The organism is Sphingomonas sp., assembly GCF_036387535.1.
Lineage (GTDB): Bacteria > Pseudomonadota > Alphaproteobacteria > Sphingomonadales > Sphingomonadaceae > Sphingomonas_R.
This window is the reverse complement of record NZ_DASVTO010000134.1, coordinates 1-12,518: the sequence shown is the minus strand read 5'-3', so window position 1 is coordinate 12,518 and position 12,518 is coordinate 1. Positions and strand designations below refer to the sequence as shown.

At 69.2% G+C, this 12,518-nt stretch carries 13 protein-coding genes; 7 read left to right on the top strand and 6 right to left on the bottom strand.

Features of this window, described 5'->3' with window-relative positions:
• Positions 1-5 precede the first annotated feature (5 nt).
• The 4 genes from VF649_RS12575 to VF649_RS12560 all read left to right on the top strand — a co-directional run bounded on the left by VF649_RS12575 (position 6) and on the right by VF649_RS12560 (position 3,745).
• Positions 6-344 carry a P-II family nitrogen regulator gene (locus tag VF649_RS12575; RefSeq protein ID WP_331012302.1) on the top strand — a complete coding sequence of 113 codons (339 nt, stop codon included), beginning with the start codon at positions 6-8 and terminating at the stop codon, positions 342-344.
• Between the two features lie 70 nt (positions 345-414).
• Positions 415-1,827, top strand: a complete 1,413-nt coding sequence (gene glnA / locus VF649_RS12570) for a type I glutamate--ammonia ligase (protein WP_331012301.1) — start codon at positions 415-417, stop codon at positions 1,825-1,827.
• 138 nt (positions 1,828-1,965) lie between these two features.
• Positions 1,966-2,415, top strand: a complete 450-nt coding sequence (locus VF649_RS12565) for a hypothetical protein (protein ID WP_331012300.1) — start codon at positions 1,966-1,968, stop codon at positions 2,413-2,415.
• A gap of 73 nt (positions 2,416-2,488) precedes the next feature.
• A complete protein-coding gene (locus VF649_RS12560; protein ID WP_331012299.1) occupies positions 2,489-3,745 on the top strand; it encodes a multidrug effflux MFS transporter in 1,257 nt (418 codons plus the stop codon).
• Between the two features lie 4 nt (positions 3,746-3,749).
• Here the strand turns inward: VF649_RS12560 and VF649_RS12555 are convergent, their stop codons facing one another.
• The 4 genes from VF649_RS12555 to VF649_RS12540 form a co-directional block, all read right to left on the bottom strand.
• Positions 3,750-5,969 carry a translocation/assembly module TamB domain-containing protein gene (locus tag VF649_RS12555; protein WP_331012298.1) on the bottom strand — a complete coding sequence of 740 codons (2,220 nt, stop codon included), beginning with the start codon at positions 5,967-5,969 and terminating at the stop codon, positions 3,750-3,752.
• Entirely contained in the window at positions 5,891-7,891 is a 2,001-nt protein-coding gene (locus tag VF649_RS12550) for a hypothetical protein (RefSeq protein ID WP_331012297.1), read from the bottom strand. The genes VF649_RS12555 and VF649_RS12550 overlap by 79 nt, the downstream gene beginning before the upstream one ends.
• An 11-nt stretch (positions 7,892-7,902) precedes the next feature.
• A complete protein-coding gene (locus VF649_RS12545; protein ID WP_331012296.1) occupies positions 7,903-9,879 on the bottom strand; it encodes an autotransporter assembly complex protein TamA in 1,977 nt (658 codons plus the stop codon).
• Positions 9,880-9,979: 100 nt separating this feature from the next.
• Positions 9,980-10,192, bottom strand: a complete 213-nt coding sequence (locus VF649_RS12540) for a hypothetical protein (protein ID WP_331012295.1) — start codon at positions 10,190-10,192, stop codon at positions 9,980-9,982.
• 192 nt (positions 10,193-10,384) lie between these two features.
• Here VF649_RS12540 and VF649_RS12535 point away from each other — a divergent pair, with 192 nt between their 5' ends.
• Positions 10,385-10,561 (top strand): hypothetical protein, encoded by a 177-nt coding sequence (locus VF649_RS12535; RefSeq protein ID WP_331012294.1) that lies wholly within the window; start codon positions 10,385-10,387, stop codon positions 10,559-10,561.
• A 9-nt stretch (positions 10,562-10,570) separates the two neighbouring features.
• Here the strand turns inward: VF649_RS12535 and VF649_RS12530 are convergent, their stop codons facing one another.
• Positions 10,571-11,221, bottom strand: coding sequence for a S24 family peptidase (locus VF649_RS12530; RefSeq protein ID WP_414713678.1), 651 nt, complete (start codon positions 11,219-11,221; stop codon positions 10,571-10,573).
• A 92-nt stretch (positions 11,222-11,313) separates the two neighbouring features.
• Between VF649_RS12530 and VF649_RS12525 the strand changes: the two genes are divergently transcribed.
• On the top strand, positions 11,314-11,511 hold the full coding sequence (locus tag VF649_RS12525) for a hypothetical protein (RefSeq protein ID WP_331012292.1): 198 nt from the start codon (positions 11,314-11,316) through the stop codon (positions 11,509-11,511).
• Complete coding sequence (locus VF649_RS12520) at positions 11,511-11,810, top strand: hypothetical protein (RefSeq protein ID WP_331012291.1); 300 nt, start codon at positions 11,511-11,513, stop codon at positions 11,808-11,810. Before VF649_RS12525 ends, VF649_RS12520 begins: the two co-directional genes overlap by 1 nt.
• Positions 11,811-11,820: 10 nt before the next feature.
• On the opposite strand, the gene VF649_RS12515 is transcribed toward VF649_RS12520, so the two are convergent.
• Positions 11,821-12,518 (bottom strand): hypothetical protein (locus VF649_RS12515; RefSeq protein ID WP_331012290.1); only part of this gene is annotated, 698 nt, incomplete at its 5' end.

Sequence of the window (12,518 nt, the reverse complement as noted above, 5' to 3'; positions counted from 1 at the left end):
CGCCCATGAAGAAGATCGAAGCGATCATCAAACCCTTCAAACTCGACGAGGTGAAGGAGGCGCTCCACGACGTGGGAGTATCCGGCATCACCGTCACCGAAGCCAAGGGCTTCGGGCGCCAGAAGGGGCATACCGAACTGTATCGGGGCGCCGAATATGTCGTCGATTTCCTGCCGAAGGTGAAACTGGAGGTCGTCGTCGACGATCATCTGGCCGACCGCGTGGTGGAAGCGATCGCACAGGCGGCGCAGACCGGACGGATCGGCGACGGCAAGATCTTCGTCATGCCGGTCGAAACCGCACTGCGCATCCGCACGGGCGAACGCGGTTCGGACGCGATCTGATATCAAAGGGGGAGCCGGGCGGCCGCACCATCGGCCGGATCGGCATAGCGAACGCAAGGGAAAGCATCACATGGCCAACACGGCATCCGACGTTCTGAAGATGATCAAGGACAAGGAGATTGAATGGGTCGATCTCCGCTTCACCGATCCCAAGGGTAAGTGGCAGCATCTGACCATGTGCCAGAACGTCGTCACCGACGACGAACTGAATGATGGATTCATGTTCGACGGCTCCTCGATCGAGGGCTGGAAGGCGATCAACGAATCGGACATGATCCTGAAGCCGGATCTGGATGCCATCTACGTCGACCCGTTCTCGGCGACCCCGATGCTGATCCTGATCTGCGACATCGTCGATCCCGTGTCGGGCGAACTCTATGCCCGCGATCCGCGTTCCACGGCGAAGCGTGCGGAAGCCTACACCGCGTCGCTCGGTATCGGCGACACCGTCTACATCGGGCCGGAGGCCGAATTCTTCCTGTTCGACGACGTCCGGTTCGAGAACAGCTACGCCACAAGCTATTACAAGATCGACGACATCGAACTGCCCGGCAACACCGGCCGCGAATATGAAGGCGGCAATATGGGCCACCGCCCGCGCGCCAAGGGCGGCTATTTCCCGGTCGCGCCGGTCGACAGCGCCGTCGACATCCGCGGCGAAATGGTATCGACCATGCTGGAAATGGGCCTGCCGATGGATAAGCACCATCATGAGGTCGCCGCCGCGCAGCACGAACTCGGCCTGACCTATGGCACGCTGACACAGACCGCGGACCGGATGCAGGTCTACAAATATGTCGTCCACCAGGTCGCGCATGCCTATGGCAAGACCGCGACCTTCATGCCGAAGCCGATCAAGGAAGATAATGGCTCGGGCATGCACACCCATCTGTCGATCTGGGACAAGGGCACGCCGCTGTTCGCCGGCAACGGGTATGCCGGGCTGTCGGACCTGGCACTCTACTTCATCGGCGGCATCATCAAGCATGCCAAGGCCTTGAACGCCTTCACCAACCCGTCGACCAACAGCTACAAGCGGCTGGTTCCGGGCTATGAAGCCCCCGTCCTGCTCGCCTATTCCGCGCGCAACCGCTCGGCATCGTGCCGCATCCCCTACGGCACCGGCGCCAAGGCGAAGCGGGTCGAGGTCCGCTTCCCGGACGCGACCGCCAATCCCTATCTCTGCTATGCGGCGCTGCTGATGGCGGGCCTGGACGGGATCGACAACAAGATCCATCCAGGCGAGGCGATGGACAAGAATCTCTACGACCTGCCGGCCGAAGAGTTGAAGAACATCCCGACGGTCTGCGCCTCGCTGCGCGAAGCGCTCGAAACGCTCGACAAGAACCGTACCTTCCTCACCAAGGGCGGCGTCTTCACCGACGACCAGATCGACGCCTATATCGAACTGAAGTGGCACGAAGTCGCGCGCTGGGAAATGACCCCCAGCCCGGTCGAATTCGACATGTACTACTCGGCCTGATCCCCAGACGTCCCGGAAGGCGCAACCCCCGATCCCACCCGGGATCGGGGGTTTTTCATTGCGCCCGGAAAATGATCACGCCGGAACTTGCGCAGCCGCTGCACGGTTATGCCGGGGAAACGCCTTCGGAGACAGTCCATGCAGCGCACCGCCATCGCTTCCCTCCTGCTCCTTGCCACCGCCCCCGCCACCGCACAGGTCGCCGGCAGCACCACGCCCGGGGCAAGCACCAGCAGCGCGACGTCCGCGGGCTCCAGCCTTGGCGTCGGTCTCGGCAGCGGCAGCCTGTCGGGCAACTCGACGGCGGGCGGCACCACCGCCTTGCCGGGTGTCGGCGGCACCAGCTTCGGACAGCCCGGCACGCCGATCGGCGGACAATCGTCGCTCAGTGCGCGGGTCAATTCCCGTGCGCGGCTCGGTAGCGCGTCACGGCTGGATACACGTCTCGCCACCGGCAGCGCGGGCTACACCGGGTCTTCGGCCAGCGGGATTTCCAGCGGCAGCGCCAGTGTCAGCGGGCTTTCCGCTGGCACCACCCTGTCCAACGCCGGCCAGCCATCGGGGCAGGTCCTTGGCAGCGGCAACTGATCGATCGCCGGCGCGGGGCTTGTAGCGCCGCTGGCCAGGGCCTATTTTGCTGCAACGCAGCGAAGGTCTATCGATGATTACATCCAGCACCCGCCACGGCGGGCCGGCTCATCCCGGCATGGGCTTTCGACAATTTGTCGGGTTCGTGGCGGCGTTGATGGCCGTCAATGCGCTTGGGATCGACATCATGCTGCCGGCGCTTCCGGCCATGTCGGACGCGCTCGGCATCACCATCGAAAATCAGCGGCAGTTCATCATCGCGGCCTATGTCTTCGGCTTCGGCGCCGCGCAGCTTGCTTATGGGCCGCTGTCCGATCGGGTGGGCCGTCGCCCTGTGCTGTTGGTCAGCCTGACCCTGTTCGCGCTGGCCAGTGTCGCGGCAACCTTCGCGACCAATTTTGCGACGATCATCGCGGCGCGGCTGATCCAGGGCATCGTCGCGGCGTCGTCACGCGTGCTCGCGATTTCGATCGTGCGCGATTGCTATTCCGGGCGTCAGATGGCGCGCGTGATGTCGCTCAGCTTCATCGTCTTCCTCGCGGTTCCGATCCTGGCGCCCAGCATCGGCCAGATCATCCTGCTGGCCGGGCCATGGCCGTGGATCTTCTATTTCCTCGGGGCATTCGCGCTCACCGTGGTGCTGTGGGGATTCTTCCGGCTGCCGGAAACGCTGCATGCGGATTATCGCCGCCCGATCGCGGTGCAATCGATCCTCGCCGCCGCGCGCGAAGTCGTCACCAATCGCTATGCGCTTGGCTACACCCTAGCCACGTCGCTCCTGATGGGCGGGTTGATGGGGTACATCAATTCGGTGCAGCAGATCTTCACCGACGTGTTCCACCGCCCGGCGATCTTCACCACCGTCTTCGCCGCCACGGCCGGCACGATGGCGGTCGGCTCCTTCTTCAATTCGCAGATTGTCGAACGCCTCGGCACCCGCCTGGTATCGCACACCGCGCTGCTCGCCTTCATCGCGATCAGCGGGCTGCATCTCGCGATGGCCGCCTCGGGGCACGAAACCGTGCTCAGCTTCGCCGTGTTGCTGGCCGGCACCATGGGATGCTTCGCGCTGGCGACCTCCAACTTCGGATCGATGGCGATGGAGCCGGTCGGCCACATCGCCGGCACCGCCTCATCGATGCAGGGGTTCCTGTCGACCACCGCCGGCGCGCTGGTCGGGCTCGGCATCGGGCAGAGTTTCGACGGCACCACGGTTCCGGTGGCGGCGGGGTTCTTCCTGACGGGATGCCTGTCGCTGATCGTGGTGTTCGTCGTGGAACGGGGCCAGCTGTTCCGCCCGCACAACGCACCGGTCGGCGTCACCGCCTGATCATTCAATAATCCTTTGACACCCGCACGTTGGCGCTTTGCCGGCCCACGGTGGAAATCGTCGACAGCAGCGACAGCCAGCGCGTGATCTGGAACTCCAGCCGGGTGGCGCTATAGCCCTGGCCATCGGTGATGACCTCCACATAGGTCCGCCGCCCGATATATTTGCCGGCCGCCACCGACGTCCCCTGCCCGGTCGCGACATCGGCGGGCAGGATACGGAGCCGGTCAAGCCCCGCCACGCGCCGGATCGCGTTGATCGGGTTCAGGTTGGTCATGCCCCCGGCCCCACCCTCGCGTAGCGACGCGACCGCCGCCGCCAGTTGCAGGGCCTCGGGCGCGGACAGGTTGGTGATCGACGACCCGAACAGCAACCGCGACAGCAGTTCATCCTCCGGCAACGCCGGCACGCTCGTGAAATCGACCTGCGGACGCAGGCCGGTGCCCGATACCCGGATCGATGCGCTCAACCCCTGAAGATTGGCGTTGGCAACGATATCCAGCGCCGGATCGACCGGACTTTCCCCCTGGAAACGGATTGCCCCGCGGTCGATGTCGAACCGCCGCCCGGCAAATTCGTAATTGCCGCGCAGCATGTCGGCACGTCCGGTGATCTGCGGGCTTTCCACGGTGCCCTGGATCCCCAGTCGCGCCCGCCATTCACTGTCCAGCCCCAGCCCGCTGACCGCCAGCCGGTTGCGCGCATCGGCGGTCAGGTTCAGCCGCCACGGCGCCGATGGCGGCGGCAGGTCCGGCGCGTCGTCCGCCTGGTTGATCTCCCGCACCTTCAGCCGCGGGATCGATGCTGCCGCCGCACGACCCAGGCGATAGCGCGACTGATCCAGCCGCACCGTGCCCGATATCGTACCGCCCGCGCCGTCGGACTGGATGCGCAGCGGCCCGGTCACCGTCGCGCCGATATCGTCGCGCGCCAGCAGCACCGCCTTGTCGGCATCCAGCGCGATGTCCATGCCGAAGCCGTTGGCCGCCGCCAGTTCGAACAGGGCATGGCCCGACACGCTGCCGCCACGCGGCGTCGCGCCCCGGAAACTGTCGAGCACCAGCCGCGATCCGTTGAACCGCCCGGCCGCCACGATTCCCTGCACCACCGTTCCCGTCACCGCGCTTTCCAGCCGCGCGCCATCGGTGCGGATCGATCCGCGGATCACCGGGTCGGACAACCGCCCGCCGATATCGGCCCCGACCGCGACCGGTCCGGACAGGTCGATCGTCTCGACTCCGGTCAGCCGCCACAGCGTGTCCGCCGGCCCGGTATAGCGCAGCTGCGCAAAGATCGGCGCCGCCCGCATCCGATCCGACAGCGACGCTCCGGCCGTCAACGGCCCGATCCGCCCCTGCGCGCGTCCGATGATCATGCCCGCGCTCGCCACCACCGACCGTGCTGCCAGCCCGCGTTCGTTCAGGACCATCGCCAGCCCGACATCGATCGGTCGCGACGACAACACCAGCCCGGACCGCGTCAACCCGCGGATCCGCAGGTCGGCGCGCCCGGTGGGCGCCTGCCCCCCGCCGGGCACGCGGTAGGTCAGCGTCCCGTTCGCCAGCCCGCTCAGCCCCAGGTCGGGATAGAGCAGGTCGAGCAGCGACATCGGCATCCGCGCCAGCGTCGCGTCGATCGTGGCCCGGCCGGTGCCGAACCCGCCCGCCACCGTCACCGTCCCGCCGTCATAGGCCAGTGTCGACGGCGCGACCTGCCACCCGTCGCCAGTGCGCGTCAACATCGCCGGCGCGGTCAGGCGCAACGGCTTGCGGTCCAGCGTACCCGCACCGCGCACGCTGATCCGGTCCGGCGTCACCTGTGCAGTCGTCTGGAATGCGAAGGTGCGCCCGCGCGATCCCGCGACCGACGCCGTCACCGTCCCGCGCCCGGCGCGCAGCGACGCGCTGCCCGCGATCCGCGCGATCGACACATCGCCGCGCCGCGCCCCTGCCGCCGACGCCGTGCCCTCCACCGATGGTCCCGCCGGGTCGAGCAACAGCACCGCGTCCAGCTTGCCGCGCCGCACCTGTACCGGCACCGCCGCCGCCAGCCGCGCGCCGGAAAAGGCGAGATGCGTCTCGATCCGCTGGACATCGCCGGCCGGCGCGAACAGCAGCCGTCCGTCGATCCCGCCGCCTGCGGTGGTCAGCGTGCCGGTGAACCCGCCCGGATCGGATCGCAGCGCGCCGCTCGCGGTCGTGCCCGATACATCCAGCGCCGCCACCCGCACGATCGCCGGCGCGGCGGCGGGCAGGTCGATCCGCCCGCCGCCTGATAGGCATAGCCCTGATCATCGGGGTCCAGCGTCGCCCGCACCATCGTCAGGCCCAGCGGATCGGCCGGCGCCTGCAGCAGCAGGTCGACGCGCGGGCGCGCAATATCGCCGTCCAGCCCCAGGTCGAACGCGCCGTAGCGCGCCTGCACGCCCTTGCCCGCCAGCTGGAACGTCCCGTCGCGCCGGCGCATGCCCGTGCCGCGGATCGTGATCCCCGGCGCGGTCAGCGTCAGATTCGTGAAATGCAGCACGCCGTCGCGATCGCGCACCAGCCGCGTGTCGATCGCCGGCAACCCACCCGCCAGCCCGGCCAGGAACGCATTGTCCAGCCGCCGGACCCACGCCCGCCCGCGCCCCTCCACCCGCGTGCCGCGCCCGCTGGGATCGGGTACAACGCTGAGGTCGCTGGTCACGTCGACAATGCCCAGACCGCGGATCAGATAGCGTTGCAACTGCCCCGAAACGGTGACGTCGTACCGCCCGGTGGTCAGGTCGACCAGCAACGCCAGCTTGCCCTTCAGCTTGTCCGAATCGAACGCCAGCCCGGTCCCGGTCAGTTGCGCCGCCGTCGCCTTCAGCGTGCCGGCCACCGACAGGTTCGCCAGGATCCCGCCCGCGACATCGCCGATGCCGGTCACCCGCCGCGCGGTCAGCCGGATCGGCACCAGCACCGGCGAGCGCGACCACCGCCCACGCCCCTGCGCGCGCACATCCTCGAACCCGGTCGCATCGAACGCCAGTCGCGGCGCCGTCGCCAGATAGTCGAACGTCGCGGTGCGGAACGGCCCGTCCAGCCGCAGTTTCAGGCTGATCTTCTGCCCCGTCATGTTCGGGAACAGCGCGGGCGGGCGCAGCAGGTCCGCGCGGACCACCATGTCGCGGAACCGGCTGGTACCCAGGTCGATCACGCCCTTCGCATCCAGCGCCAGCGCCGGACTGCGCAGCGTCAACCCGCCGTCCAGCCGCCGGTCCGCCAGCGTCGCGGTCCCCGCCACCGCGATCGCGGGGGCCGACAGGCGTTGCAGCTTGCCCTGCAGGAACGGCGCCGGCGCGGCCCGCCCGGACAGGGCATAGCGCCCCGACGCCGCGGTCAGGCCCAGCCGCAGCACGTCGCGCCCCGCCAATGTCGCGCGCGCCTGGCCTGCCCATGCGGTCCACCGCCCCTTGCCCGCGACACGCAGCAGGATCGGCCGACGGGTCCCCACCAGCGCGCCCGTCACCGACTCGGCCGGCGCGTCCAGCGCGACATCGACATCGAACCGGTCGGCATCCGGCCGCGCGTCCAGCCGGACGCGCACGCGGTCGCCACCGCCCGTCACCGCCGCGTCCAGCGCGACCATCGCGCGGCCGTCGCGAATCTCGGTCGATCCCTGCACGCGTCCCACCCGCGCGCGTCCGCCGGCAATCGCAGCACCCAGTTCCAGCCGCGCGATCGCCAGCCGCCCGACCCGCACGTCGAACGCCGGCAGGATCGGTCCCTGCGTGGTCGGACGCAGCACCGGCGATCGGTCCAGCTTCACCAGTTCCGCCGACAGGATGTTGATATCCAGCGCGTTCCGCATCCACGCCGCCGGCGCCCAGTCGAGCCGTACCTCCGGCGCCTCCAGAAACTGCCCGCGCACATCATAGAGGCGCAGGTCGCGCAACGTGGCGCGGTTCCAGATCGACCCGTCGATCCGCCCGATCCGGATGCGCAGGCCGGACGTGATCGGCAACGCCGCGATCCGGTCGGTCAGGAAGCGGTGCCCCGGTCCGGTATCGATCGCCCAGATCGCGATCAGCACCAGCGCGATCAGCGTCGCGAGGATCCCGCCCAGCCAGCGGAGCGGGCGGAACCGCCGCCGCGGCGACCGCGCCGGCCGAGGCGGCACGTCCGGCTCGCTCAAAACGCCTGCCCCAGCGACACGTACAACGCGATCCGCGCATCGCCGCGACGGCGGTTGATCGGCGTCCCCAGGTCGACCCGGATCGGCCCGAAATTGGTGTAATAGCGCGCGCCGATCCCCGCGCCGTACCGGAATCCGGTAAAGCGCGGCAGCGGCGACGTGTAGAGATTGCCCGCATCCAGGAACGGCACCACGCCGAAGTCGCCGATCCGGACCCGCGCCTCCAGCGAGAATTCGGTCAGGCTGCGCCCGCCAATGGGGTCGCCGTCGACATCGACCGGCCCGACCGCCTGATAGCCATAGCCGCGGATGGATGCGCCGCCGCCGGCATAGAATCGGCGGGACGGGGCGATCCGGTCGCGTTCGGCGCCGACGATGGTGCCCAGCCGCGTCCGCCCGGCGATCGTCACCCTGGCCGTCACCGGAATATAGGCGCTGCCGTCGATCTGCGTCCGGGCATAGCCGAACGTCCCGGCCTGCAACGACAGTTCGGGCGACAGCCGCGCCGACAGCCGGAACCCGCGCGTCGGGTTCAACAGGTCGTCGGACGAATCATAACCCAGCGTCCCCGGCAATGCCGCGATCAGGAAGGTCCGCCGCCGCGCCGCACCGGTCGCGGCGATCGTGTCGCGTTCGTCGGACGCCAGGAACTCGGCGCCCGCGCTCCAGGTCCAGGTCTTCTGCCACAGGATGTTGCTCTGCCGCTCCAGCCCGCCCGACAGCTGGAAGGTGCGCGCGTCATAGGCGTTGCGGTTGATGTGCGCCGCGGTGACGTTCGCGGTCAGCACGCGGTCGCGATCCTTGAAATTGTTGCGGCGGAGCGAAACGCCCGCCTGCTGTTCGCGCGTGCCCAGCACGCCGCGGACCGTCACGGCCCCCTCCGGCGCGATCAGGTTGCGATGGGTCCAGCTGAGTTCGGTCGAAATCCCTTCGCCGGTGCCATAGCCGGCCGATCCCGCCACCGTCCGCGGCGGCGCCCGTTCCAGCGTGGTGGCGATATCCACCGTATCCGGGGCCGCCCCCGCCACCGGCACCGCCTTCACGGTCGATACCAGCCCGGTCTGGATCAGCGCTCGCCGATAATCCTCCAGTAACCGCGCGTCGAACGGGTCTCCGGGATCGAACCTGGCGATCCGCCCCAGATGCTTGGCGGTGAACAGCGGGTTGCCGATCACCCGGATCGTCCCGAATTTCTGGGCGATCCCCGGGTTGACCGCGATCGCCAGCGTCGCAGTGCGGGTTTCATGATCCACCACCACGTCCGGTTCCGCGACGGTTCCGAACGCGAAACCCTGCCGCCCCAGCGCGGTCCGCAGCGTGTCGCCGGCCGCGATCACCTTTTCCGCATCGACCGGTTGCTGCGGGGTCACGCCGTAGCTTTCCGCCAGCCCGGCGGCCTTCGGTCCGGCCGCCGACAGCCCCGGTGTGGTCACGTCGGTAAAGCGATAGACCTCGCCCGGATCGGCGAGCAGCGTCACCACCACCCGGCGCGTCGCCGGATCGGTTTCGACACGCGCCTGCACCGCCGCGTCATAATAGCCATAGGATCGCAGCAGTTCGGCCAGGACATCCTCGTCCTCGCGCGCGCGGCGTTCGATCTGCGCGACGTTGGCGGGCGATCCAGCCCCCTGCACCAGCGCCGACGCCGCGCCGAACCGCGGCCGCAACCGCGCGTCGCCGATCCCGTCGAGACCCTCGATCGCCACGCGGTAGCGCTGTTCCGCCGCCGCATCGACCATCGCCGCCGCCGTGACCGCGGCCCCGCCCTGATCCCCCACCGCCAGGTCGGGCCAGGCGACACCCAGGTCGGGCATCGGCGCCAGCGGCGAATTGGGGTCCAGTGCATCCGGCGTCGGCGTCGGCGTCGTGGCCGGATCCGGTACTGCCACCTGCGCCGCGGCACAGACCGGCTGGACCAGGAACGCGGCCATCGCAAAACAGGCGTGGGGGGGCCGCAAGCGGACGGAAGCCATGATGGTTCCTGCCTAGCCGCGCTGTTCCGCCGCCGCCAGCGCGATTTGGCGCCCGCGCGGCTCCGGCGGGCGCATCACGGCCCGCGCCGGACCGGTCCGCCTAGTGGATCGTCCCCTGCACCGCCGCATCCTCCAGCACCGCGACGATCCGTTCGATCTGCCGCCACCGGCAGAAATGATAGATATTGCCCCGGTCGCGGCTCTCCGCCGCGCGAATCGCCGCTTCCTGTCCGGCGGCACCGCCGAACCGGGTCATCAGGTCGGTCGCGCTGTCGATGGTCATGCGGTCCAGGATGAAGGGGGGCTGCGTCAAAAGGATCTCCTGCTTTCCCCCGCCCCTACAGATTGCGTGCCAACCGCCCTGTTCGGCGCGGAATAAGGCATGTGACGATGAAGGCCCCCTTCACCAGTCCCGCGGCGGGACCGGCCTGCACCGTGATGGGACGGCCGGTCCGGCGTGCGGGCGGGTGCTGGCGCCGACGCGGTACCGGTGGCATGACGGGTCATGACATCGCCCACCCAATCTCCGCAGGCCGCCGGCGGCATCTTTCTGGCGATCGGTGCCCTGGCGGGTGCGCTGATCGGCATGCGCAACGGCCAGCCGACGCTCGGGCTGCTGATCGGTTTCGGCCTCGGGCTCGGCATCGCGCTGGCGCTCTGGCTGGTCCAGCGGCGGCGCTGATCCCCTGGATCAGGCGATCACGCCGCCTGCCCACACGACCCGCCCGATCGTCTCCACCGCGGCCAGCGCGCGGATGCCCGGATCGGCCACCGCGGGATTGTCGCTGCGGATCGCCACCCGGCCGTCGTCCAGCATCGCCAGCCGCTTCACCACCAGCGCGTCGTCGATCCGCAGCACATGGATCCCGTCGCGCAACGGCCGCAACGCCGCCGCGCGGTCGACCATGATGCTGTCGCCGTCCGCCAGCGTCGGCGCCATCGAATCGCCGCGCACGCGGATCATCGACAGCGACGCGGGATCGCCGCCCGCCAAGGTGCGCAGCATGCGTTCATCAAAGGCGATGCCGCCCGTCCGCTGCTCGCCGCCCGCCTCCGCGCCCGGCCCGGCCGATGCACCGACATCCAGCATCGGCACTATCCGCAGCGTCGCCGGCATCGGCCCTGGGGAGGGAACGGGCCCACCCAGCCGGCTTTCCTCCACCCCGAAATAACGCGCCAGCACCGCGCGATCCGCCTCGTCCAGCTTCTTCGGGCTGCCGCGCCGAACATATTGCTGCACATAGGACGGATTGCGCCCCAGCAGGCGCGACAATCCGGCAAAATCCTCACCGCGCTCGCGACACAGGCGCTCGATCAGCGTGCGGGGATCCGGCGCATCCATGGTCATGCTGTATCGATAGGAATTTTCCTAGACAAGTAGGAATGCGTGCGGAACATATAAAGAACATGGGAGCGGGCCAAGGAGCGACGAGCGTGCATCTTCTATCGACTATCGAACGCTATCTGCGCAGGACCGGCTTGCCGCCGACGCGGTTCGGGCGGGAGGCGGTCGGCGATCCGCGGTTCGTCATGGATCTGCGCCGCGGTCGCGAACCCCGCCCGTGCACCATTGACCGGGTCGTCGCGTATATCGCCGCCCACGATCCCGCGGCGCAGGATGCGGCGCGATGATGATGGCGCCGTTCCGCGGCCCGGATGCCGGTCGCCTGCTCGCCGCCGCGCTGCTCGGGCATTTGCCACCGGGCACGATCCTGCACGCACAGCATCGTACCCCATGGGCCAGCGCGACCTTCAGCGGTACGCAGCACCGGCTGCTCCTGGATTGCGGCGATGCCGGCGCCGCAACCGCAATGGCAGAGCGTGTGGCGGACCTGGATTTCGCCCTGCGCGGCCACCTGCTCGCGGATATCGAGGGTCAGGTGGACGGTGCGATGCTGACGATCACGGCGTTGACGCTGATCGCGGCGTGATCGGGGGCGATCAGCGCCCTACCGTCATCCGGCGTAATTCGGTCAACGCCTGACGCAATTCCGGCCGATCCGCGGGCGGCGCCATGCCGACGCCGCCTCGCCGTTCCAGCCCGCGCTCCAGCCGCGCCATCATCCCCGCGATCGAATCGTCGCTGACCGGGGCCGGGGTGGTGGCGGGGGTGGGCGCCGGGGCCGGCGTGAAGATCGCCTCGAACGGCGCGTCATCCGCCGCCGGCATGCTGTAGCGCGCGTCGAGCAGCAGCATGTCGTCCGCATCGTCCGCATCCACCGCATCCACCGGCGGCGGGGCCACGGCCGGCGCATCCTCGAACAGCGGCGGGCGGCCGAACGGCGTCGTGCCCGCCGCGATGTCGGCCATCGGCGCACCCAGATCGGATGCGGCGAACAACGGGCGCCGCGCTGGCGCATCGGGATGCACGTCGGCCCGGCGCAACTGCGGCGTCGGAGCGGGCGCGAACAGGTCGATTTCGGGCTCGGACTCGGCCTTCGGGCCGCGCGGCCGCTCCATGCCGTCGAACAGCCACCAGACCGCGCCGCCACAGATCGTCGCCAGGATCAGCGCCAGCAAGCCGCGCTCCGCCAAGCCGAACGACACCGCGCCGATCCCGGCCCGGACGGTGCCCTGCGCCACGATCGACGCTGGCACGGCATAGGCGAGGAATGCCGCCGCTGCCGCCATCAACAGCG

Coding starts and splice junctions, on each gene's coding strand:
- VF649_RS12575 (WP_331012302.1), top strand. CDS start 6: ATGAAGAAGATCGAAGCGATCATCAAACCCTTCAAACTCGACGAGGTG.
- glnA (WP_331012301.1), top strand. CDS start 415: ATGGCCAACACGGCATCCGACGTTCTGAAGATGATCAAGGACAAGGAG.
- VF649_RS12565 (WP_331012300.1), top strand. CDS start 1,966: ATGCAGCGCACCGCCATCGCTTCCCTCCTGCTCCTTGCCACCGCCCCC.
- VF649_RS12560 (WP_331012299.1), top strand. CDS start 2,489: ATGATTACATCCAGCACCCGCCACGGCGGGCCGGCTCATCCCGGCATG.
- VF649_RS12545 (WP_331012296.1), bottom strand. CDS start 9,879: ATGGCTTCCGTCCGCTTGCGGCCCCCCCACGCCTGTTTTGCGATGGCC.
- VF649_RS12535 (WP_331012294.1), top strand. CDS start 10,385: ATGACATCGCCCACCCAATCTCCGCAGGCCGCCGGCGGCATCTTTCTG.
- VF649_RS12530 (WP_414713678.1), bottom strand. CDS start 11,221: ATGGATGCGCCGGATCCCCGCACGCTGATCGAGCGCCTGTGTCGCGAG.
- VF649_RS12520 (WP_331012291.1), top strand. CDS start 11,511: ATGATGGCGCCGTTCCGCGGCCCGGATGCCGGTCGCCTGCTCGCCGCC.